This is a genomic window from Arthrobacter sp. ATA002 (genome assembly GCF_026898095.1).
Classification (GTDB): Bacteria; Actinomycetota; Actinomycetes; order Actinomycetales; family Micrococcaceae; genus Arthrobacter_B.
In genome coordinates, this window is the sequence record NZ_CP114015.1 from 1,575,059 (window position 1) to 1,597,978 (window position 22,920).

The 22,920-nt window shown below is 65.1% G+C and carries 14 protein-coding genes, 2 tRNA genes and 5 pseudogenes; 12 read left to right on the forward strand and 9 right to left on the reverse strand.

The window, feature by feature from the left end; translation table 11 throughout:
- Positions 1–45 precede the first annotated feature (45 nt).
- Positions 46–1,047, forward strand: a complete 1,002-nt coding sequence (locus OL239_RS07800; protein ID WP_268911371.1) for an epimerase — start codon at positions 46–48, stop codon at positions 1,045–1,047.
- A gap of 13 nt (positions 1,048–1,060) precedes the next feature.
- On the opposite strand, the gene OL239_RS07805 is transcribed toward OL239_RS07800, so the two are convergent.
- The gene (locus OL239_RS07805) at positions 1,061–1,540 is read right to left on the reverse strand and encodes an OsmC family protein (protein ID WP_268911372.1); all 480 of its coding nucleotides are present in this window, start codon (positions 1,538–1,540) and stop codon (positions 1,061–1,063) included.
- Positions 1,541–1,625: 85 nt separating this feature from the next.
- Positions 1,626–4,176, reverse strand: a pseudogene (pepN, locus tag OL239_RS07810) (aminopeptidase N).
- A gap of 261 nt (positions 4,177–4,437) precedes the next feature.
- Between pepN and OL239_RS07815 the strand changes: the two are divergent.
- Both OL239_RS07815 and OL239_RS07820 read left to right on the forward strand, forming a co-directional pair.
- Positions 4,438–4,914: a ribose-5-phosphate isomerase gene (locus OL239_RS07815; RefSeq protein WP_268911373.1), complete on the forward strand. Its 477-nt coding sequence runs from the start codon at positions 4,438–4,440 to the stop codon at positions 4,912–4,914.
- 16 nt (positions 4,915–4,930) lie between these two features.
- Positions 4,931–5,817 (forward strand): annotated as a pseudogene (locus OL239_RS07820) (Fpg/Nei family DNA glycosylase).
- Positions 5,818–5,828: 11 nt separating this feature from the next.
- Here OL239_RS07820 and OL239_RS07825 read toward each other — a convergent pair.
- The 4 genes and pseudogenes from OL239_RS07825 to OL239_RS07840 form a co-directional block, all read right to left on the reverse strand.
- The gene (locus OL239_RS07825; RefSeq protein WP_268911374.1) at positions 5,829–7,709 is read right to left on the reverse strand and encodes an HNH endonuclease; all 1,881 of its coding nucleotides are present in this window, start codon (positions 7,707–7,709) and stop codon (positions 5,829–5,831) included.
- A gap of 182 nt (positions 7,710–7,891) precedes the next feature.
- Positions 7,892–8,266, reverse strand: a pseudogene (locus OL239_RS07830) (Fur family transcriptional regulator); the annotation flags it as partial.
- A 346-nt stretch (positions 8,267–8,612) separates the two neighbouring features.
- On the reverse strand, positions 8,613–10,376 hold the full coding sequence (locus tag OL239_RS07835) for an NTF2-like N-terminal transpeptidase domain-containing protein (RefSeq protein WP_268911375.1): 1,764 nt from the start codon (positions 10,374–10,376) through the stop codon (positions 8,613–8,615).
- Positions 10,377–10,728: 352 nt separating this feature from the next.
- A tRNA-Gly gene (locus tag OL239_RS07840) sits at positions 10,729–10,799 on the reverse strand.
- A 140-nt stretch (positions 10,800–10,939) separates the two neighbouring features.
- On the opposite strand from OL239_RS07840, the gene OL239_RS07845 reads away from it, so the two are divergent.
- The 6 genes and pseudogenes from OL239_RS07845 (at position 10,940) to OL239_RS07870 (ending at position 16,252) form a co-directional block, all read left to right on the forward strand.
- Positions 10,940–11,013: transfer RNA gene (locus OL239_RS07845), tRNA-Pro, on the forward strand.
- 55 nt (positions 11,014–11,068) lie between these two features.
- On the forward strand, positions 11,069–12,439 hold the full coding sequence (gene tig, locus OL239_RS07850) for a trigger factor (protein ID WP_268911376.1): 1,371 nt from the start codon (positions 11,069–11,071) through the stop codon (positions 12,437–12,439).
- Between the two features lie 313 nt (positions 12,440–12,752).
- Positions 12,753–13,373, forward strand: coding sequence for an ATP-dependent Clp protease proteolytic subunit (locus OL239_RS07855; RefSeq protein ID WP_268911703.1), 621 nt, complete (start codon positions 12,753–12,755; stop codon positions 13,371–13,373).
- Positions 13,374–13,420: 47 nt separating this feature from the next.
- Positions 13,421–14,092, forward strand: a complete 672-nt coding sequence (locus OL239_RS07860) for an ATP-dependent Clp protease proteolytic subunit (protein WP_227890168.1) — start codon at positions 13,421–13,423, stop codon at positions 14,090–14,092.
- A gap of 168 nt (positions 14,093–14,260) precedes the next feature.
- Positions 14,261–15,551: pseudogene (gene clpX, locus OL239_RS07865) on the forward strand (ATP-dependent Clp protease ATP-binding subunit ClpX).
- A gap of 83 nt (positions 15,552–15,634) precedes the next feature.
- The gene (locus OL239_RS07870) at positions 15,635–16,252 is read left to right on the forward strand and encodes a mycothiol-dependent nitroreductase Rv2466c family protein (protein ID WP_329609376.1); all 618 of its coding nucleotides are present in this window, start codon (positions 15,635–15,637) and stop codon (positions 16,250–16,252) included.
- A 75-nt stretch (positions 16,253–16,327) separates the two neighbouring features.
- On the opposite strand, the pseudogene valS reads toward OL239_RS07870, so the two are convergent.
- A pseudogene (valS, locus tag OL239_RS07875) lies at positions 16,328–18,969 on the reverse strand (valine--tRNA ligase).
- 109 nt (positions 18,970–19,078) lie between these two features.
- On the opposite strand from valS, the gene OL239_RS07880 reads away from it, so the two are divergent.
- From OL239_RS07880 to OL239_RS07890, 3 genes are all read left to right on the forward strand, one after another.
- On the forward strand, positions 19,079–19,456 hold the full coding sequence (locus OL239_RS07880; protein ID WP_268911377.1) for a DUF488 domain-containing protein: 378 nt from the start codon (positions 19,079–19,081) through the stop codon (positions 19,454–19,456).
- A gap of 39 nt (positions 19,457–19,495) precedes the next feature.
- Complete coding sequence (locus tag OL239_RS07885) at positions 19,496–20,053, forward strand: NUDIX hydrolase (protein WP_268911378.1); 558 nt, start codon at positions 19,496–19,498, stop codon at positions 20,051–20,053.
- Between the two features lie 397 nt (positions 20,054–20,450).
- Positions 20,451–21,203: an SDR family oxidoreductase gene (locus OL239_RS07890; RefSeq protein WP_268911379.1), complete on the forward strand. Its 753-nt coding sequence runs from the start codon at positions 20,451–20,453 to the stop codon at positions 21,201–21,203.
- Here OL239_RS07890 and OL239_RS07895 read toward each other — a convergent pair.
- Together OL239_RS07895 and OL239_RS07900 are read right to left on the reverse strand one after the other, a co-directional pair.
- The gene (locus tag OL239_RS07895; protein ID WP_268911380.1) at positions 21,181–22,074 is read right to left on the reverse strand and encodes a M23 family metallopeptidase; all 894 of its coding nucleotides are present in this window, start codon (positions 22,072–22,074) and stop codon (positions 21,181–21,183) included. The genes OL239_RS07890 and OL239_RS07895 overlap by 23 nt on opposite strands.
- Complete coding sequence (locus tag OL239_RS07900; RefSeq protein ID WP_268911381.1) at positions 22,071–22,589, reverse strand: ArsR/SmtB family transcription factor; 519 nt, start codon at positions 22,587–22,589, stop codon at positions 22,071–22,073. Before OL239_RS07900 ends, OL239_RS07895 begins: the two co-directional genes overlap by 4 nt.
- Positions 22,590–22,920: the final 331 nt, after the last annotated feature.

The following is a 22,920-nucleotide window of genomic DNA, read 5'->3' on the forward strand; positions in this document are numbered from 1 at the left end:
AGCAAGCTGCGGGCACAAATAAGGCTACCGGGATAGGCTTCGAACATGCGCATCCTCATTCTTGGCGGTACCGTCTTCCTGTCCCGCGAGACTGCCCGGCAGGCCGTTGCGCGGGGCCACGACGTAACCTGTCTGGCGCGGGGCGAATCAGGACCGCCGGTAACCGGCGCCTCCTTCGTCGCCGGCAACCGGGAGGCCGGGCCCCAGGCCTACGCCGGGCTCGAGGGCCGCTGGGATGCGGTGATCGACGTCGCCCGCAAGCCGCAGCAGGTCTGCGAGGCGCTGCAGGCGCTGGCAGGCCGGAGCGGGTATTGGTCCTTTGTGTCCACCGCGTCGGTCTATGCGTCCCAGGGCATTCCGGGCGAAGACGAAAGCGCCGGCCTGGTGTCCGGCCTGGAGGCGGTCGACGGCGTGTATCCGGATCCGGCGGACAACGAGTACGGCGAAGGAAAGGTGTCCTGTGAGGAGCTGGTGCGGGCGTTGGGTCCCGGCGGCGTGCTGGTCACCCGGCCGGGCCTGATCGCCGGGCCCGGGGACGAGAGTGACCGCTTTGGCTATTGGCCGGCGCGCCTGGCCCAGGAACGCAGCCCGGTCCTGATTCCCGCCATGGCAGAAGTGATGACGCAAACCGTCGATGTGCGCGACCTGGCGTCCTGGCTCGTGGCCGGAGCCGAGGAGGCACGAACCGGCACGTTTAATGTGATGGGCCCCGCTGTTCCCTTTGGCGAGGTGCTGACTCTCTCTGCGGATGCAGCCGGATTCCACGGGAGTTTCCGCAGCGCGGACCCGCAGTGGCTCCACGAGCAGGGCGTGGCGTACTGGGCCGGGAGCGATTCGCTTCCGCTGTGGCTGCCGGAGGGGTACGACGGCTTCTCCACCCGGTCGAACGCGGCCGCACTGGCAGCGGGACTTACCCTGCGCCCCGTCGGCCAAACGGTCCGCGACATCCTGGAGGACGAGCAGGAGCGCGGGCTGTTCAGGGAGCGGAAGTCCGGACTCTCAGCAGCGCGGGAAACAGCGCTGCTGCAGGCCCTGGACGCTGTGTAGCTGGATTCGGCAGTCAGCCGGCGGCCACAATGGTCTGAGGCTCGTGCAGCACCGGGAAGTTCACGCTGCGGGCAATGAAACAGGTGCGGTTGGCTGCCGCATGCAGCTCTTCCGCCACGCCGGTTGAGTCTTCCGCGGCGACTGTGACCTGCGGGCGGAGCACCACACCGGTGAACTCGCCGCTGCCGTCCCGGTTCAGCCGAAGGGTGCCCGTGGCGTCGTCGGTGTAAGCCAGGACCGTGATGCCGTTTTTCACCGCGACATGCAGGTAGGAGAGCATGTGGCACTGGGAGAGTGCCGTCAGCAGCAGTTGTTCCGGATTCCAGCGGTCCCGGTCACCGTGGAATGTCGGATCCGCGGTTCCGGCGAGATCCGGAAGGCCGTCGGCCCGGACGATGTGGTCGCGGCCGTAATTCCGGTAGCCGGACGTACCGGTTCCCCGGTTGCCCGTCCATTCCAGGGAAACCGCATAGCTGTGCATGGAGAGATCCATGGTTCGTGGCCTTACTTTCCCGCGGGTCCGGCTCCGCGGCGCATGCTGGCTGCCGCGGAGCCCGGACCCGCATTTCTTAACGTGCCTACTTGTCGACCGCCTGTGCCTTCAGCGCGCGGACCACGCCGTCGCGGCTTTCCACAATGAGCCGGCGCAGCGAGGGCGCATCATCACCGAGCGAATCCAGGAAGGCATCCGTGGCATCCACCGTGGCCTGGGTGGTTAGCCGGGACGGGTAGAGGCCGGTCACGATCTGCTGGGCAATCTCGTGGGTGCGCGTACGCCACACGTCGCGGACGGCGGCGAAGTACTTTTCGGCGTACGGTTCCAGCAGCGCCGTGTCATGGACGCGGCTGAAGCCGACGATTGCCGAACGCTGGGCGGCGTTGGGCATGTCGGTCCGCTCTACGATGGCTTCCCATGCGGCTGCCTTGGCGGCCGGGGAGGAAGTGCGGCACGTGCCATGGCCGCGGCAAGCTGCCCGGTGGCCGTGGCATCCCTGTCCAGCTCGGCAGCGATCTCCGCTTCACTCATCCGGCCGCCGGCCACGAGGCCCGTCAGCAGCTCCCAGCGCAGATCGGCGTCGATGTGCAGGCCCTCCAGGGCCCGGTCTCCCGAGAGAAGTCCGGCCAGCGTATCCAGGTGCGCGTCCGAGACGGCGTGGCCCGCGAAGGACTTCATAAACTGCAGCTGCGAGTCCGAGCCCGGTGCCGCCGCTGCCGCCAGCTCCCAGATGCTGTCCGCAGCCGCCGCGGTCATGGCTTCGCGGTCCGCCGGCGCCACATAGAAGGCGAGTGTCGTTGCGAGCTGGCGCAGCAGGACCTGGACCACCGAGGAATCGGATTCGGAGCCAATGTTCTGCAGCACCAGTTCCACGTAGTTGCGGGCCGGAATCTCGCCGTCGCGGGTTGCGTCCCAAGCGGAGGCCCAGACCAGGGTGCGGGGCAGCGATTCGGAGATGTCCCGCAGGCGCCGCACGGCGGTGTGCCATGACTTTTCGTCCAGCCGGATCTTGGCGTACGCCAGATCGTCGTCGTTCAGCAGCAGCAGGTCCGGACGCTTCCGGCCCACGAGTTCGGCGACGTCAGTCCGTTCGCCGTCAATGTCCAGCTCCACGCGGTGCGTGCGGTGCAGCTTGCCGTCGTCGCCAATGTCGTAGCAGCCGATGGCCAGGCGGTGCGGACGCAGCGTCGGGTACTCGGCCACCGCGGTCTGGAGGACGGCGAAGGAGGTGATGGCGCCGTCGTCGTCCGTTTCGATGACCGGGCGCAGCGTGTTCACGCCCGCGGTTTCCAGCCACAGCTCGGACCATTCCTTCAGATCCCGGCCGCTGGCCGCTTCAAGTTCGGAGAGCAGGTCCTTGAGTTCGGTGTTGCCCCAGGCATGCTTGCCGAAGTACTCGCGGACGCCGGCCATGAACTGGTCCTTGCCCACCCAGGCCACGAGCTGCTTGAGGACGGAAGCGCCCTTGGCGTACGTGATGCCGTCGAAGTTGACCTGCACGTCTTCCAGGTCGCGGATTTCGGCGACGATGGGGTGAGTGGTGGGCAGCTGGTCCTGGCGGTAGGCCCAGGCCTTTTCCATGGACGCGAACGTGGTCCAGGACTGCTTGAACTCGGTGGCGTCCGCTGCGGCGAGAGTGGACATGAATTCGGCGAAGGACTCGTTCAGCCACAGGTCGTTCCACCAGCGCATCGTGACCAGATCGCCGAACCACATGTGGGCCAGCTCGTGCAGGATGGTGACGGCGCGGCGCTCCACCGTTGCGTCGGGGACGCGCGAGCGGAAAACATAGCTCTCCAGGAACGTCACGGCTCCGGCATTTTCCATCGCTCCGGCGTTGAACTCCGGCACGAAGAGCTGGTCGTACTTCTCGAACGGGTACGGCGTGCCGAACTGTTCTTCGTAGAACGCGAAACCCTGCCGGGTCAGTTCGAACACATTCTCGGCGTCCAGGTGCTGCATCAGTGACTTGCGCGCAAAGACGCCCAGCGGGATGGTGCGGCCGTCGGAGCTGGTGAGCTCACTGCGGACGGACTGGTACGGGCCGGCGATGAGCGCGGTGATGTAGGAGGAAATCCGCGGCGTCGGGTCAAAGGACCACGTGGCATTCTTGCCGCCCTCCTCCAGGGAACCGGCCGGAACGGGCTCCGGAGTGGGGAGTTGGAAATGACGTCCCAGTGCGACGGCGCGGTGACAGTGAAGCGGAAGGAGGCCTTCAAATCGGGCTGCTCGAAGACGGCGAACATGCGGCGGGAGTCGGGAACCTCGAACTGGGAGTACAGGTACACCTCGTTGTCCACCGGGTCCACGAAGCGGTGCAGGCCCTCGCCCGTGTTCATGTACAAGGCGTCAGCCTCAACAACGAGTTCATTGGATGCCGCAAGGTTGGGCAACTGGATCCGTACGCCGTCGGACACTTCTTCGACATTCAGGTCAACGCCGTTCAATGTGACCCGGTGGACGGTCGCGGTAACGGCGTCGATGAAGGTGGAAGCGCCCTGCCGGGCGGAGAACCGAACCACGGTGGTGCTTCCGAAGACCTCGTCCCCGCGGGTGAGGTCAAGATTCACGTCATAGGAATCGACACTGATCAGTTCTGCTCGTTCACGGGCTTCGGAGCGCGTGAGGTTCATACCTGGCAAGGTGTTGCCTTTCCAATATGCGAAGGGTGTCTGCCGTCCCGTGGAAATCGGCTTAACGGCTTATAACAATTGCAACATTGTCTCACTGGTTGACGCTCAGGAAGGAAAGGAACGGCAATTTTGGCGGAGAAAAATGGTGGCCGGTCCTGCCCGCAGCCGGTGCGGAGGCCCGTATGACGCATTATTTATGCCCGTCGAACAGCGGCTAGGCTGGAACGGCAGGATTTCCCCACCACACGAAACGGATGGAACATGCGCGTCCACATCGCAACCGACCACGCAGGCATGGAACTCAGTGCCCACCTTCTGGCCCACCTCCGCAGCAAGGGCTATGACATGGTGGACCACGGCCCGCAGGTCTACGACGCGGAGGATGACTATCCCGCATTCTGCATCGCGGCTGCCGAGGCCGTGGTGGTCGACCAGCAGAGCGGCGTCGAAGCCCTGGGCATTGTGCTGGGAGGCTCCGGCAACGGTGAGCAGATCGCCGCCAACAAGGTCCGCGGCATCCGTGCGGCGCTCGCCTGGAACCTCTCGACCGCCAAGCTGGCACGTGAGCACAACGACGCCAACGTGATTGCCGTGGGCGGGCGGCAGCACACTGTCGAGGAAGCCACCGAGATCATTGAGGCTTTCCTCGCCGAACCGTACAGCAATGCCGAACGTCACAACCGCCGTATCGCGAAGATTGCCGAGTACGAAACCACCGGCACCATCACGGTCCCCTGATGCCCGGGGCGTACTGATGCCGGAAGGCCATTCGATTCACCGGCTGGCCCGGCAGTTCAACTCTGTGTTTGCCGGCCGGCGCCTGGAAGTATCCAGTCCGCAGGGACGCTTTGCCGCCGGAGCCGCGCGCTTGGACGGCCGGACCCTGGTCAAGGCCGAGGCACACGGCAAGCAGCTGTTCCTGGCCTTTGACAACGACCTGTTCCTGCGCATCCACCTTGGTTTGTACGGCGCCTTCGATTTCGGCGGCGATTCGAGCTTCCTTGGCGCGTCCAGCATTGGTGCGCCCCGGAAAGTCGGAGAGCGCGAGGTTGCGTCGGACGATGACGGTGCCGCGTATGCCGGTCCGCCGCCCCCGAAGGGCGCCGTCCGCGTCCGCTTGGTCTCGCCAAACGGCTGGGCCGATCTCCGCGGGCCCACGGCGTGCGAAGTCATCACCGATGCCGAGCGGGCAGCCGTCGTTGCACGGTTGGGACCGGATCCGTTGCAGGATGACGCGGACGGACAGGAATTCGTTGCCCGGCTGCGGCGGCGCGGCTCGCCGGTAGGCCTGCTGCTGATGAATCAGGAGATCCTTGCAGGGGTCGGAAACGTATACCGTGCCGAAGTGCTTTTCGGCAGCGTCTTTCTCCCTGGCGGCTGGGAAAGGACGTAGCTGAGGACGAGGCGCTGGCGCTGTGGAAAGACATCGTTTCGACCATGAACGACGGCGTTTCCCAGGGCAGGATTATCACGACTCTCCCTGCTGACCGGGAAAGTGGTGCCGAACCGGTTCCACGGGAGGACGCACACTACGTATACCAGCGCACCGGCCTGCCCTGCCGGAGATGCGGAACAACGGTTGCCGGCACTGAAATGGGTGCCCGCAAGCTCTACTGGTGCCCTGCCTGCCAGGAGCGCTGAGGAGGGCTGCTTCACGGGGCGGGAAGTTTCGGCGCCGTCGACCGGTAGACGTGTCCGGTTGGTGTCCTGGTAACTACGGTGTGCCGCTGCGGAGGGCACTCTAGAGGTGACTCTGGATGTGACTCTGGCGGTCGCTCTGGACGTGAAACTCTGCCACCACGCAGCGGCAGTTCCTCCGCAGCAGCAGTGGCGAGCACCTCTGTACGTGCTTCCCAGCCGGGTGCTTCCTTGGCCTGGTTGCAGGCCTGGCATAGGCCTTGGATGTTCTCGGCACTGGTGGTGCCGCCGGCGTGGACGGGAGTGATGTGGTCGTAGTGGCGGATGGGTGCCCCGCACCAGGGTGTGCGGCAGACCTGGTCCCGTGCTGCGATGAGCCGGGCCAGGCCGCCGGGCACGAGCCGTGCCCTTGAGTCCATGGCCGTCAGTTGTCCGCTGGTCGGGGCGATGTAGAGGCGGCGGAGCCAGACTTCGGTGTGCGGATCCGGACGGGTGGGCGGCGTGCCCCAGCCGGTGCCCGGGCCAGGGCTTCTGGGTGCCCGGTCACCCGGGCTGCTCCCGGGGACTTCCGGGCCTCTCGGCATATCTGGTTTATCGAAATCGTCCCGTCCGTGGAGTTCCGGTTCTGGATCCGGTCCGCGGACCAGATCCCTGGCCCACTGGGCCGGAACGATTCCGTAACCGGCAAGCACGGCCGGCTCAGCCCCGTCGGGAACAAACGACCCGTCCTGCCCGGCTTCCGGTTCCGTCGTAGATGGGGTGGCACCGGGCCCACCGCCGGGTTTGATGCCGGCACCGGACCAGGGACGGCTCCGGCCCGCGCTCCGGCTGCCGGTCCCGGCACCGGCTCCGCGGGCCCCGCCCCGGCGGGAATGGTTATCAGAGCCGTTCCCCGTGCCCGCGCAGGCATCAGCAACATCGTTGTGCTCTCCGGTGTCCTTGTGGCCGGTCCCAGGACCGGCGGTTCCCCGGCCGGCCGTGGGCAGGATGCCGTGGAGCAGGGCCTGGTCCGTCATGATCAGCTGCACCTCGATCCGGGCGTCTTCGGCCCGGGCCTGCCCGGTGGCCCGCTCCACGAACGTGTCCACCATGATCTGCCCCTTCGTCCGGGGATCCCCGGCAGCCCGCAACCGGTCCGCTTCCCGGGTCAACGCCGCATACACGCCCACCCCCTGCGCCACTGGCAGCAGAGCCGTCAGATACGTCATGGTGTCCGGAGCCGGACGGCAGGACACAAACCGTTCCGACACCGCATGCGCGGCCCGCTTGACCACCGCATGCGGATCCAACCCGTACGACAACGACTTGATCCGGGCGATCAGCTTCCGGTCCCCGAGCTGCTCCAACTCCACCAGGTTCCCGGCGACCTGCCGGTCCACTTCCTGCCGGTCCGCCAAAGACAGGCACGCGGTTTCGCGGACCAGCAGGGTGGCCCGCCACTCACTGATCACTCCTTTGGAGAGCGCGGACAGGGTGTGGGGCATTTCCGTGGTCAGGATCCGGGCCAGGCCCAGCAGCTTCGCTCCGTGATGCGGGGACTCCCTGCGGGCCAGGGCCACTTCTGCGGCCACGCCCTTCCCGAGCTGGTCGGTTTTCAGTCCCGCGGCGGCCTGCGCGCGGCGGGTGGACGCATCAAAAGCCGCCGCGGCCCGGGCCTGCGCGGCGGCGATGACACCCTTGAGGTCCTCCAGGGCACGGATTTCCTGGATCAGCAGGACCCGCTCCGCAGCTTCCAACTCGGCAAGCGTGCCGCCGCCCTCGGTCGGTGGCTGCAGCGGGTGCGGTGTCCCGGCCACCCGTCCGGGGTGTCCGCCGTCGTCCTCGGAAGACGACGCCCGGCGGACGGCACCCGGGCCGGCCTTTCCGCCGCCGTCGTTTCCTGTGGAGTAGTACATAGCTCCTATTTTAGTGATCCAGTCCCTATTTTCCGCGGTTTTCGCATGCTGGACACTTACTCGAATTCGACTCAGTTTTCATCGGTTTGTAGGAGCCCGTCCCCGCTATAGGAACCGTGCTCCGAAGCGAGGCCTGTACTGGAACGAACCCCTGTGGGCGGGCTGGGATTCAGCCACCAGGCCTAGAGCGGCAACTGCAGGCAACCCGCACAAATCCCGCGGAAAACCACCTGTGCGGATTCCACCCTCGCGCCGGGAATGTCGATGTTCAGCAGTGGTGGCACCTCGCTGCCCGCCGGAACATCGGCAATCTCTCCGCAGTGGCGGCACAGGAAATGATGATGGTCGCTCCCGCTTAGCTCATACAGTGTGGTCCCCGGGCCCGCCTGCACCACGCGGACCAGTCCGGCGTCCGCCAGTGCCCGCAGGGCGTTGTAAACGCTGGTGCGCTGGACTGTTCCGCCGTCGGCTGCCAGCATTCCGGCAAGACCGTCCGCCGATCTGTGCCCTCCGGACGCAGCGAGGACCTGGTACACCTCAAGGCGGGGAACAGTGGCGCGGAGCCCTTCCTGCGCAGTGCCGCACTGACCTCGACCGCAGTGGCAGGCAGCCCGGCGGCTGTTGGGAAGTCGGGCTGGGTCAACTCATTCACCTCCGCGGAACTGGCATGGGTTTGGATAGGAAGAAAGTCTAGCGGCCGGGCAAGGGGAGGTTGCGGAGAGGAAAACCGGGGAGAGGAAAACCTGGTAGGGCGGGACTCCGGAGCAGAGCATCCCGCGGAAGGGGCGGTGCCGTGGATCGGTGGATGTTGGTTCCCTGCGGCCGGGGACGCCCCTATGGCATCTACCCGCTACCCAGGCCCGTCCTACCGCTATCCCGCCAGGGCTTCAAGGAACGCCGCTGTCACGGCCACTGCGTCAGCGGCGCTGCCGGGCAGGAAGACGGCGACGGCGAGATCGCCCTGGATGGCCGCCACCCAGGCGTGGTCGGACTTCTCACCGCCGGTCCCCGCCGTGCCTGCCGCGGCCATGACAGGTTCGCCGGAGACATATGCCAGGACCTCCAACTCCTCCGAGGCACGTTCGCCGGCCACATTAGCGCGCAGAATCGACTGCAGCTGTTCCGCCTCGTCGGCGAACAGCGCCGGGGTGCCGTCGGCGGACGAGGGGGCTCTGTCTCTCCGTCCCCGGAGTCCTGCCGAGCCTGGGGGTTAAGGACCAGCACGGGAGAGACCCTGTCGCCCCTGCCCACGGAGGCCGCCACGGCTGCCACGGCGAAGGGCGAAGCGAGTACCGTTCCCGGAACGTCCGCGGCCGCCGTCTGCTCGGCTCCACCGTCCGGCACTCCACCGTCCGGCACTCCACCGTAGAACGCCGGCGTCCCCAGGCCCTCGGCTGTGCCCAGCCCCAGGCTTTGAGCCGCTGCCGCCAGGTCCGCGTCAGCGGGAATGCCAGGCTCTTCGGTTCCTCCCGCTGCGCCGGCACGGAGCCGGGCCAGCTCGGTAACCGGGAGGAACGAACTGCCCAAGGAGTATTCCCCCAGCAAGGCAGCCTGGGTCCCCTCGCCTCCGGATGAATTGGCGACGGCCAGGACATTGCCGGTGGAGGGCTGGACTGCCACCAGCGAAGCACCGGGTGTGTCGGAAAGGAGGGCATCTGCCTGGGACTGGATCCGCAGGTCAAGGGTAGTCTCCAGGGCCAGGCCGGGTTCCGCCGGTGCTTCAAAAAGAGGCGGGGAAGGGGCGTTGTCCGCGTTCAGGACACGAACCGTCACCGCGTCTGAGCCCCTGAGCTGGGAATCGTATTCACGCTGGAGTCCGGAGAGCCCGGTGAGGTCCCCCGGAGCCAGCAGGCCGTCAGCGGCCATCTCATCTGTTGCCGGCCCCACCGTCCCCAACAGGTCTGCCGCAAAGCCGGGGCTCGGGCCCAGTACCCGCCTTTCCGGAAGGGCATCGGCGCCGGGAATGGTTGCGATCTCGGTATCGAAGGACGGTGACACCTTGTCCTGGCGCACGGTAGTGACTTCAACGAACTCATCGGGCCCGGCAGCCTGGACTTTTGCCGTGAGTGCGTCCGCATCCAGACCGAGGAAGAGACAAAGGTAATAGACCGAAGCGGCGTACTCATTTCCGCCCAGCACTGACTTGTCCAAGACCACCCGCCAAACCGGCCAGTGGCGCATCAGCACGGACCCGCCGGTGCCCAAAATGTCCGCACGCGTGGGCGGGGATGCCTTGCGCACCAGCCTCTGCCACGGAAGAAGGTCCGGATGCACCGTGGTGGAACGGAAACGGGTTTGCCAGCCGGTGTCCTTTCCGCGCTCCAGAGTCACAGTGGTCTCGTAGGTGTAGTCCTCCATTGACGCGTTGACGTCCCACACGTATTTCAAGGTGGCTACGGCCTCGTCGGCTGAGACTTCGTCGATTTCTGACACTGTGACGGAAGGTTTAATCTTCATGCCGGAGACCACGTACTCGAGCATGCCGTTCACGGCCTCGACGGTTGAACCGGCGAACTCGTTTCCGGTGACGTCCAGGCGGGAGAGCCCGTCCGCCAGTGAGGCGACGGCTTCTTCCGGTCCGGGGCGCTCTTCAGTGGAACATCCGGCCAGCGGAAGGCACAGGAACGAGAAAGCAAGGATGGCGGCTGTCAGGCGGTTCTTCCCCATGCGGGAACGATAGCTGCGCGCAGTGAAAAAGGGACGGGGAAAGCTCCGAATTGCTCCTGCGGGGGACCTTATTGGCCGCTTCCGGCCAACCCGTCCAGGAACGCCTTCATCACCGGTCTGCCGGAGGTGGACCCGAGTTCGCCTTCTTCGATGAACAGTGCGGCGGCGAGGCCGCCCTGGATTGCCGTTCCCCAGGCTTGCGGGAGAATTACCTGCTGTGGGGCCCAGGCACTCGAGAGGGCAGCAGCTCCGAAACTCGCGCCTGCCTGTGGTTCGTGAAGGCAAACAAAAAGGTCCCCCGCCACAGCGGAGGACCCTTTCTAAGCCGGCAGCTGCCGGTTATATTTCTCAGAGGGGATGACGGGAATCGAACCCGCGTGATCAGTTTGGAAAACTGAGGCTCTACCATTGAGCTACATCCCCGGCGCCCTAAGGCAGGTTTTACCTTAGCACGGGAAATCGGCGGTTCGGTAATCCCGGCCGGAACCGGGCTTTGGGGAGGATCGGGCCACGCCCAATTGTGCACAGGGCCCTGCATGCCGGTAGGCTGTCAGGTGCACTGACGGGGTGTAGCTCAGCTTGGAAGAGCGCCTGCTTTGGGAGCAGGAAGTCGCAGGTTCAAATCCTGTCACCCCGACTCTGTAGTACACATGGTGCAGACCCAATCCCAGAACCCTCAGGAGAACTACGCTGTGAAGAGCGCTGTAGAAAACCTCACACCCACGCGGGTAAAGCTCGTTGTCGAAGTTCCGTTTGAGGAATTGAAGCCGAGCATCGAAGAGGCCTACAAGACCATCGCCACCCAGGTGCAGGTGCCTGGCTTCCGCAAGGGCAAGGTCCCCAACAGGCTCATCGACCAGCGCGTCGGCCGCGGCTACGTTCTGGAAACCGCCATCAACGACGGCCTGAACGGTTTCTACCAGGAGGCTGTATCGGAAACGGGTATCCGTCCGATGAGCCGCCCCGAGGTTGAGATCAGCGAAGTTCCGGACCCCGCAACGGACGAGGGCCAGCTGGTCTTCAACGTTGAGCTGGACATCCGCCCCGAAATCGAACTTCCGGATTACTCCGGCCTCGAGGTTACCGTTGAGCCGGCGGAAGCCTCCGACGACGACGTCGCCAAGGCTCTGGACGAACTGCGCGGCCGCTTCGGCACGCTCAAGAGCGTTGACCGCCCCGCCGCGGACGGCGACTTCCTCACCATGGATCTCATCGCCAAGGTCGGCGACGAAGAAATCGACTCCGCCGCGGACCTCTCCTACCAGGTCGGCGCAGGCACCATGCTCGAAGGCATGGACGAAGCAGTCACCGGCCTGTCCGCTGACGAGTCGGCAACCTTCGAGACGAAGCTGGCCGGCGGCGAGCACGCCGGCGAAGACGCAACCGTCACGGTGACGGTCAAGGCTGTGAAGGAGCGCGAGCTTCCCGAGGCCGACGACGACTTCGCCCAGCTGGCCAGCGAATTCGACACCATCGAAGAACTCCGTGAAGACCTGACCAAGCGCGCCGCAGAGTCCAAGCTGATGGAGCAGGGCGTCGAAGCCCGCGACAAGGTCCTGGAGAAGCTGCTGGAAATGATCGAGGTTCCGGTTCCGGAGTCCGTCATCGAAGAGCAGCTGGAACAGCACTTCAGCTCCGAGAGCGCCCAGGCCCAGGGCGAGGACCACGACACCGAAGAGCACCGTGCGGAGGTTCGCGAGAACACTGCGGCGGCCTTCAAGAACGAAATCATCCTTGACGCTGTTGCCGACAAGGAAGAGGTCGGCGTCAGCCAGAACGAGCTGATCGACTACATCGTTTCCGCCGCCGGCCAGTACGGCATGGATCCGAACCAGTTTGCCCAGCTGATCGACCAGAGCGGCCAGGTCCCCATGATGGTTGGCGAAGTCCGCCGCCGCAAGGCCCTTGCCAAGGTCCTGGAGCAGGCCAAGGTTACCGACACCGCAGGCGTCGAGATCGACCTGAGCGACTTCGTCCGCCCCGCCGGCGAAGAAGCACCCGCTGCGGAAGCTGAAGCCCCCGAGGCCGAGGTTGCCGAAGAGTCCAAGGACGACAAGGCATAATCTTCCCCTCCGGGAGGAAACTGAACCACTGATGTGCGCCGCTTGCCCGGAAGGGCGGGCGGCGCCGTCGTCTAACAGGCGGCCGGGCACAGGGTCCGCTGCGTCCGGCTGCCTGTGATTTGTCCTGCCGCAGGCTGTGACGGGCATCGTGCGCCGTCAGCGAACAGCCCGCAAATCGGGAGCAGATCGCTGTCCCAACAGGTTAGTGTCCTAGAAGAGATAAACGGCGGGACCAGCTGACGCAGTTAGCGGTTCTGTACCCCGCCAGAGCGAGAGGTCACTCAGTATGGCAATTGCACCCAACACACCCACAATGGCAACGGTGGACCCGGCGAGCCGGGACGACTACATCTACAATCGTCTGCTGCGCGAGCGGATCATTTGGTTGGGCTCGGAAGTGCGTGATGACAACGCCAACGCCATCTGCTCTCAGCTGCTGCTGCTCTCCGCAGAGGATCCCGAGAAGGACATCTTCCTCTACATCAACTCGCCCGGCGGATCCGTGACGGCCGGCATGGCCATCTACGACACGATGCAGTTCATCCCGAACGACGTCGTCACCGTTGCAACGGGCCTGGCCGCATCCATGGGCCAGTTCCTGCTCTCCTCCGGCACGAAGGGCAAGCGCTACGCCACGCCTCACGCCCGGATCCTGATGCACCAGCCCTCCGGTGGCATCGGCGGCACGGCCTCCGATATCCGCATCCAGGCGGAACTGATTCTGCACATGAAGCAGGTTATGGCCGAACTGACGGCCGAGCAGACCGGCCAGACCGTGGAGACCATTCTGCGGGACAACGACCGCGACAAGTGGTTCACGGCCCAGGAAGCACTGGAGTACGGATTCTTCGACAAGATCTCCGCGCACGCAGGCGGCGTCACCGGCGGCGGCGGAACGGATCAGGACAAGGGCGCGGCCCCGACCGAGGACTAACCCTTCCTCTTTCCAGCGCACCTTTCTTAGACTTCAGGAGTAAAGCAATGAACATGAACTTTGGAACCGCGGGCGGAACGGCGCCGCAGATGCCGTCCAACCGCTACGTGCTGCCGCAGTTTGAAGAGCGCACGCCTTACGGCTTCAAGCGCCAGGACCCGTACACGAAGTTGTTCGAGGACCGCATCATCTTCCTGGGCGTCCAGGTCGACGACGCGTCCGCAGATGACGTGATGGCCCAGCTGCTGGTGCTTGAGTCCAATGACCCGGACCGCGACATCACCCTGTACATCAACTCTCCCGGCGGCTCGTTCACCGCTATGACGGCCATTTACGACACCATGCAGTACATCCGTCCGGAAATCCAGACGGTCTGCCTGGGCCAGGCTGCCAGTGCCGCAGCCGTCCTTCTGGCCGCAGGAACCCCGGGCAAACGCCTGGCCCTGCCGAACGCCCGCGTCCTGATCCACCAGCCCGCCCTCGGCGGCGGCGAGCGTGGCCAGGCCTCGGACCTCGAGATCCAGGCGGCCGAGGTGATGCGGATGCGCACCTGGCTGGAAGACACGCTGGCCCTGCACTCGAACCACACGTCCGAGGAAGTCAACCGCGACATCGAACGTGACAAGATCCTCACCGCCGCCGGCGCCCTGGAATACGGGCTGATCGACCAGGTGCTGGATTCCCGCAAGATCAAGACCCCGGCCATCAACCGGATGTAACGCTTTCGAAAGGCCCGTGGCGCGGAAATACGCACCACGGGCCTTTCGATGGCTGAATCGACCAGCCAATTGTCCTAGAGTGGAGCATGGGTGACTGGCAGCAGTCCGTCCCGCACGGGACGGATGCCGGCACTGTTGGAACGATGGACCATTTAAGGGGACTGAATTATGGCTCGCATTGGTGAGAGCACCGATCTGCTCAAGTGCTCTTTCTGTGGAAAAGCCAGAAACAGGTCCGCAAGCTCATTGCCGGCCCCGGAGTCTACATCTGCGACGAGTGCATTGACCTGTGCAACGAGATCATCGAAGAGGAACTCTCCGAGGTGGCGGATCTGGGGACGTTTGAGCTTCCCAAGCCGCGGGAGATCTTTGATTCCCTGCAGGAATACGTGATTGGACAGGAACCCGCCAAGCGTTCCCTCGCCGTCGCCGTCTATAACCACTACAAGCGCATCCAGGCCGGGCACGCCCCACGCAACACCGGAAACCTCTCGGACGCCGTCGTCTCCGACGAAGTGGAAATCGGCAAGTCCAACATCCTGCTGATCGGACCCACGGGCTGCGGAAAGACGTACCTGGCTCAGACTCTGGCGCGCCGCCTGAACGTTCCCTTTGCCGTAGCCGATGCCACTGCGCTCACCGAGGCCGGCTATGTCGGCGAAGATGTTGAGAATATCCTGCTCAAGCTCATCCAGGCCGCAGACTATGACGTCAAGAAGGCCGAGCAGGGCATCATTTACATTGACGAGATCGATAAGATCTCGCGCAAGAGCGAAAACCCGTCCATCACCCGTGACGTCTCCGGGGAGGGCGTGCAGCAGGCGCTGCTGAAGATCCTGGAAGGCACGGTGGCGTCCGTGCCGCCGCAGGGCGGCCGCAAGCACCCGCATCAGGAATTCATCCAGATCGACACCACCAATGTGCTGTTCATCGTTGCCGGCGCCTTTGCGGGGCTGGAGGAAATCATTGGCTCCCGGTCCGGCCGGAAGGGCATCGGATTCGGGGCACCCCTGAACGAAAGCGCCAAGGAAGCGGATTCCTACGCGGATGTCATGCCGGAGGACCTGCTGAAGTTTGGCCTGATTCCGGAATTTATCGGCCGCCTGCCCGTTATCACCACGGTCTCGAGCCTGGACCGGACCGCCCTGATCCGGATCCTCACCGAGCCCAAAAATGCCCTGGTCAAGCAGTTCCAGAAGATGTTCCAGCTCGACGGCGTCGAGCTCACCTTGAGCCTGCGGCCCTGGACGCCATTGCCGACGCCGCGCTGTCCCGCGGAACCGGCGCCCGCGGCCTGCGCGCCATCCTCGAAGAAGTGCTGCTGCCGGTCATGTTCGACCTGCCCAGCCGCGACGACGTCGCCACCGTGGTCATCACTGCCGACGTCGTCACGCAAAAGGCCGAACCCACGCTGATCTCCCAGGCTGTGGCCGCCAAGCGGCGGAACAAATCGGCCTAGACAGCGGTTGGCACCGGTAACTGCGGCTTGCTCCGGCAAGCCTGCCGTGCGTACTGATTCGCATAACCTCGAAGGAGTTTGCCTTGACCTCACCTGACACTGCGGCGAAAGCCGATTTCTGGTTTGACCCGATGTGCCCGTTCGCCTGGGTCACGTCCCGCTGGATGGACGAAGTCGAGACGGTGCGCGACGTCAGCACCGCATGGCATGTGATGAGCCTGTCCGTCCTGAATGAAGGGCGTGACCTGCCCGAGGCTTACCAGGAACGCATGAAGGCTGCCTGGGATCCGGTCCGCGTCATCATTGCCGCCGCCGAACTGCATGGCGACGAGTACATCAAGAAGCTGTACGACGCGATGGGTACACGCATCCATATTGATGGTTACGAGGATTTCAATGTCGTCATCCGTGAGGCTCTCGACGAAGTAGGGCTGCCGGCAGATCTGGCCCAGTACGCTGACAGCGGCGAGTACGACACCCCGCTGCGGGCCTCCCACCAGGAAGGCATTTCCAAGGTGGGCGACGACGTCGGAACCCCCGTGGTTGCCTTCAACGGCACCGCGTTCTTTGGTCCGGTGCTGACCCGGATTCCGCGCGGTGAAGAAGCGGGCCGCATGTTCGACGGCGCACTGATGCTGGCCTCGAACCCCGCCTTCTTCGAGATCAAGCGCAGCCGCACGGAGAGCCCGCAGTTCGACTAACTGCTGTGCTTCCAGCAAACAGAACGCCCGGCCGGAAATTTCCGGCCGGGCGTTCTGTTTTATTCGGTGCTGGGCCTACTGGGCCGCAGGAGCCGGGTCCACCGGCGCCAGCTCGACGTCGGACACGGCCAGTTCGCCGTCACCGGTTGCGAGGGCGAGGTCACGCACGTTGCCGGCAGCCTTGAGATCGGCCAGTCCGGCCTGCAACTGGGCCACCTGTGCAGCGGATGCGGTGACCGTGGCCTTGAGGACCTCGGTGCGCTGCTTGACCTTGGCTTCGGACTTGGCCTTGCGGATCCCGCCCAGGGCGGTGGCCACGGTGGCGAGGATGCCGGCGTCGGCCGTCGCCACTGCGGAGGACAGGGCGTCAACGTTCGGCCACGGGGCGCGGTGCACCGAGCCGTGACGCCACCAGCCCCAGACCTCTTCGGTGGCGAAGGGAAGGAACGGCGCGAACAGGCGCAGCAGGGCGTCCATCGTGGTGGCCAGGGTGGCCAGCACCGAAGCCTGCTCCTCTTCGCCGGCGGCACCGTAGGCGCGGTCCTTGATCAGCTCCACATAGTCATCCGTAAAGGACCAGAAGAAGGACTCGGTCAGCTGCAGGGCCTTGGCATAGTCGTAGCGGTCAAACGCCGCGGTGGAGGCGCTGACCACTTCGGCCAGCTGCTTCAGCAGGGCGGAGTCCAGGGCGTTGGTGATCACCGAAGTGTCAGCCGTGACCACGTTCTTCTCGGTGGCGCCCAGGTTCAGCACGAACTTGGAGGCGTTGAGCAGTTTGATGGCCAGCCGGCGGCCAATCTTCATCTGCGCAATCTCGTAGGCCGTATCGGCACCCAGCTTGGCGGACGCCGCCCAGTAGCGCACGGCGTCGGACCCGTAGTCGTTGAGCACGTCGGTGGGAACCACCACGTTGCCCTTGGACTTGGACATCTTCTTGCGGTCCGGATCCAGGATCCAGCCCGAGATGGCCGCGTGCTTCCACGGCGCCGCGTGGTTCAGCGCATCGGCGCGCACCACGGAGGAGAACAGCCAGGTGCGGATGATGTCGTGGCCCTGCGGACGCAGGTCAAACGGAAAGACCTTGCTGAACAGGTCCTCGTCCCGGCTCCAGCCGCCCACGATCTGCGGGGTCAGGGAGGAGGTGGCCCAGGTGTCCAGGACATCGGCATCGCCCACAAATCCGCCGGGTGAGTTGCGCTGGGACTCCTCGTAGCCCGGAGCCGGCTCGGCCGCCGGGTCAACGGGCAGCTGCTCCGAGGACGGCAGCACGGGGTTGTCGTAGTCCGGGTTGCCGGAGGCATCCAGCGGATACCAGACGGGAACCGGCACGCCGAAGAAACGCTGGCGGGAGACCAGCCAGTCGCCGTTGAGCCCTTCGATCCAGTTTTCGTACCGTGAGCGCATGAACGCGGGGTGGAAGTCGATTTCCTTGCCGCGGGCAATCAGGGCTGCGCGGCGGTCCTCGTCACGCCCGCCGTTGCGGATGTACCACTGGCGGCTGGTGACAACCTCAAGCGGCTTGTCGCCCTTTTCGAAGAAGTTCACCGGGTGGGTGATCTTCTTGGGCTCACCCTCCAGGTCACCGCTGGCGCGCAGCATCTCGACCACGGCTTCCTTGGCGCTGAAGACCGTCTTGGCGGCCACGGCGGCGTAGTTTTCGCGTCCCGTGTCCGTGGTGATCCACTCGGGTGTGTCGGCCAGCAGGCGGCCGTCACGGCCGACGACGGCGCGGGTGGGCAGGTTCAGCTCGCGCCACCAGGTGACGTCGGTCTGGTCGCCGAAGGTGCAGATCATGGCGATGCCCGAACCCTTGTCCGGCTTGGCCAGCGGATGCGCGCGCACCTCAAGTTCGACGTCGAACAGCGGGGAAGTGACCGTGGTGCCGAACAGGCGCTGGTAGCGCTCGTCGTCGGGATGTGCCACCAGAGCCACACAGGCCGGGAGCAGCTCGGGACGGGTGGTCTCGATGAAGACCTTCTCGCCGTCGGGCGCATGGAAGCTGATGCGGTGGTAGGCGCCGGGCTGTTCGCGGTCCTCCACCTCGGCCTGGGCCACGGCGGTGCGGAAGGTGACGTCCCACAGGGTGGGGGCCTCGGACATGTAGGCGTCCCCGGCCCTGAGGTTGTCCAGGAAGGCGCGCTGGCTGACGGCGCGGGAGTTGTCATCGATGGTGCGGTAGGTGCGGGTCCAGTCCACGGACAGGCCGAGCGTGGAGAAGAGGTCCTCGAAGACCTTCTCGTCCTCCACTGCCAGCTCTTCGCACAGCTCAATGAAGTTCCGGCGCGAGATCACGTCGAAATCGCGCTGGTTCTTCGGCGCGGTTGCCGGCGGCCGGTAGTCCGGATCGTACGGCTTGGTGGGATCACAGCGAACGCCGTAGTAGTTCTGCACCCGGCGTTCGGTGGGAAGGCCGTTGTCGTCCCAGCCCATCGGGTAGAACACGTTCTTGCCGGTCATGCGCTGGTAGCGGGCCATGACGTCGGTCTGCGTGTAGGAGAACATGTGCCCCACGTGCAGTGAGCCGGAGGCCGTGGGCGGGGAGTGTCGATCGAGTAGACGTCCCCGCGGACCGTGTCTTCGTTGAACGCGTACGTTCCCTCGTCGCGCCAGCGGCGGCTCAGTGTTGCTTCCAGCCCCTCAAGGGCGGGCTTGTCGGGGACGGATACGGTCTTGGGTTCATTGTCGGGCGTGTCTGTGCCCGGAAAGTTTTCAGCCATGGTCCCATTCTTCCACGCGGGCGGTATGGCCTGCGGCACTGTTGCGCCCGCCGGCGGAGGTCCCGGGAGACCCTGTCCCGTTCCGTGCGCCGGCCGTAGCATCCGGGGTATGGCAAAGCTCCAGGAGAACCCGGAATCGATCCGCATCCGCCGCATCTATGCAGCGCCCGACGGCGGTTACCGGGTCCTGGTGGACCGGCTGTGGCCGCGCGGGGTTTTCAGGGCCAGTGCTGAACTCGACGAGTGGCTCAAGGAACTCGCACCCAGCCCGGAGCTGCGCAAGTGGTTCGGACACCGGGAAGACCGCTGGACCGGCTTCCGGGAACGGTACCGGGAGGAGCTTGCCGCCAACCCGGCGGTTCCGAACTTTTCCCGGGACTGTGCCTCCCGGCCGGACACCGTGCTGCTCTACGGGGCGCGCTCGGCGACGGAGAATGAAGCCGTGGTGCTGCGGGAGTACCTCTTGGAACCCGGCCGCCGGCCCTGACAACCGGGTTTACACCGACTGGTGCGGGAAGATGGCAGGATGCCTCTTGAAAACCTGCTCACCAGCCTCAGGGCACTTCCCGAATCGGAACAGCGGAACGAGTATCTGCGGTTCCTGGACGAGTTCGGTGCCGCCGCCCTGCAGCGGGACGGCGGCCCGGAACACGTCACGGGGTCCTGTTTCGTGTTTTCACCCGGCTTCGACCGTGTCCTCCTGTGTTTCCACCGAAAGGGGCAGTTCTGGGTGCAGTTTGGCGGGCATCTTGAGCCAAAGGACGCGACGGTGGCGGAAGCCGCCCAGCGGGAGGCCCGGGAGGAGTCCGGAATCGGCGGGCTGATCCTGCTGTTCCCGGACTCTTTTCCCGTGCTCATGGATCTTGACCGGCACCAGCTGGCCGGGGGATTCTCCTGTTCCGCCCACTGGGATGTGGGCTACGCCGCTGTGGTTAGCCCGGATGCCGGGGTCTCCGTAAGCGATGAAAGCGAGGACGTCCGCTGGTTCCCGGTCGATGACCTCCCCGCCCGGGTCCCGGCAGGCTTCGGTTCCAGGCTGGAGCATGTCCGGCGCAGGGCAATGTCGCTGCCGGCCGCGCTGTAAGCCCCGCCGGGTTCGTAGCCATCATGCATCCGGCTACGAAAGCCCTGTGGCTCTGAAGGCATATGGGCTGGTAATGAGCATGACAAATGCAACCAATACTGCCCCTCCTCCGACAAATGACAGCGTCAGGTATGACTTATCCCGGGCCGTAACCTGTCCTTTTGGCAGCGGTGGACGCCTCCTCCAGTAGAACGCAGCCGGCAGTTGAGCCAGCGCTCCAATAAGCATCAGGGGAAGATAAACGCTGGGCGGCATTGTTGCTCCAAGCAGAATAAGAGGTACTCGACAGTGGCAATGATTCGACACTGTATCTGCCGCTACATTTCCGGTGTCGCCGCAACACCGCAACACCGCAATATAGAAGCGCTGCCGGAAGGGAAGTCGCTAGGGTGGTGCCATGACCCCTAAGCGCGCAGTAGTCACCGGAGCAAGTTCAGGCATTGGAGCAGCGGCCGTACGTGCCCTGCGAAACTCAGGCTGGGACGTGGTGGCCGTGGCCCGCCGCGGGGACAGGCTTGAGGCCCTCGCCGCGGAGACCGGCGCGCAGGCAGTTACCGCCGACGTGACGGACAGTGAATCCGTGGCCCGGATGGCCGAACAGGTGCTGGCCACCGGGGGAGTGGACGCCGTCATCAACAATGCCGGCGGCGCCTGGGGTGTGGACTCCGTGGCAACGGGCAAACTCGTCGACTGGGAAGCCATGTACAACGTGAACGTGCTGGGCGCGCTCCGCGTCACCCAGGCCTTCCTGCCCGCGCTGCGTGCTTCCGGCCAAGGGTCAGTGCTGATGCTGACCTCCACCGCGGCGCTCGCATCCTATGAAGGCGGCGGCGGGTACTGTGCGGCGAAGTCCGCTGAGCAGGCGCTCGCCGAAACCCTGCGCCTTGAGGAAGCGGAAAACAACGTCCGCGTGATCGAAATCCTGCCCGGCATGGTCAAGACCGAGGAGTTCTCACTGAACCGGCTCGGTGACAAGGAGGCGGCGGAAAAGGTCTATGCCGGAGTGGAGAAACCGCTCACCGCAGAGGACGTTGCCGACGTCATGGCCTACTCGCTGAACCTTCCGCACCACATCAACCTGGACAAGGTGGTGCTGCGCCCGCTCGCCCAAGCGGCCAACCATAAGGTCATCCGCCGGCCGCAGGGCTAAGTCCTTCACACCTCCAGAACGTCTCCCTTGCCGGCAGGGCCGCGTGCCCGCCGCTGCGGCAGAAAACGAGGGGAAGTCCCAGGGCAAAAGTTGGGCTGGGCCGGTCCATGGCCTGGAGATGAAGGTGCGGTTCGGAGGAAGCCCCGCTGTTGCCGCAGCGGGCAATCAGGGTGTCCGGCTCCACCCGGTCTCCGGGCCGGACACGGGCGCTGCCCTGCTTTAGGTGGGCGTAGGCAATGAATCCGCCGTCGTCGGGAGCGATGACGATGAGGTTTCCGAAAACATGCCGTGAGCCCAGCATGCCGCGGGCGAGGTTCTCGATGAAGAGGGCCGGCAGTGCGCTCCAGGAGTTTCTGCTGCGGTGGTCAGGCGCAGTGTCCCTGGCCAGGACGACGGTGCCGCTGGTTCCTGCCGTCAGGGGTTGCCCGAAGGTGGGAAAGTCAGCTGCCGGGCGGAATCCTCCGGTGAGCGCAAATGAATGGGGTTCAGGGCCCGCGGCGAGCAGGTCGATGGCCCAGGTCTGCCCGAACAGGTGCGTACCGTGGCTGGGTACGGAGGTGCTGGGGGAGCTCACCGCCGTCCAGGCACCGGAGACCGGAGGCGCCATGATGACCGGCGGCCGCTCCTTGCCCCGCAGTGTGCGCTGCAGAACGAGCATCAGGATGGTCAGAAGAAGAACCGCCAGTCCGGTCAGATCCCGGGCCAGGCTCAGCGCCGGCGAAACGTCCGGCAGCGCCTGCCAGCCGATGGCTGTCACGGCCAGGGCAATCGTCGCGGCAGTGACCGGCCAGCGCAGAACGGCAGCAACTCTCGCCGCGCGGCCGGCTGCAGAGATCTCGTAGGAGACCGGGTGTGTTGACGCCGCCGTCATCGGGTGGCCGCCACGAGGATGGTCAGCAAGGGGACAACCCGGGCGGCGGGTACTTCGTAGTGGCCCCGTCCCGCGCTCTGCAGCCAGCCGGCGGCTGCGAGCTGGCGCAGGTGGTGATGGAGCTGCCCGGTAGTTCCAAGGTCCGGCAAATCCGCCAGCTCAGCGGTGGAACCGTGTCCCCGGACAACGGCTTGAACGATGGCAAGGCGCACCGGGTGTGCCAGTGCGCTGATGGTGTCCGACAAGTCCGGCCAGTCAGTGTCAATCAAGGCGGCGGCCGATGCGCTCTGCTGCCAGTCATATGTTTCTCCGGTGGGCAGGGCGACGGCGCCGACGAGCATGACGTCTCCGGAGTCATCGACCAATTGCGCCCGGAGGCCTTCGAGCGCCCAGAATTTTGCCGATGTCCGAGCGGAAGTCCCGGAGACCTCCGGGTTCCGGTTTACGGGTTCAGGACTCTCCAGAAGCGTGAGGATCCGGTCAATCTTCTCTTCCAACGCCTTCGTTTCCGTCATTCCATGGATAGTACGGTATTCCGTATTTATTCGTCCAGACCAGTTCTCGACTTGGCTTGGGATGCGGGTCCTTTTACGGATCATCCTGACCACCACCCCGCTACTAGGTTAAAAAAATCCGTAGCAAATGTTCTCTTCAACCCGCCCGCACCCGGGCTGATGCCACGCCGCCCTGCGGGACTTCGACAACCCCGGAACCGTGGCCTAAACTGGCGGAAGCAGCTTTGACCCGGCCATCACCGGTGAGCTTCCGGAAGAACAGCCCCAAACTATTCAGCACAAGGGCCCAGTAGAACCGGACGGGTAAGCCCGTCACAGCAGTCAACGAGCG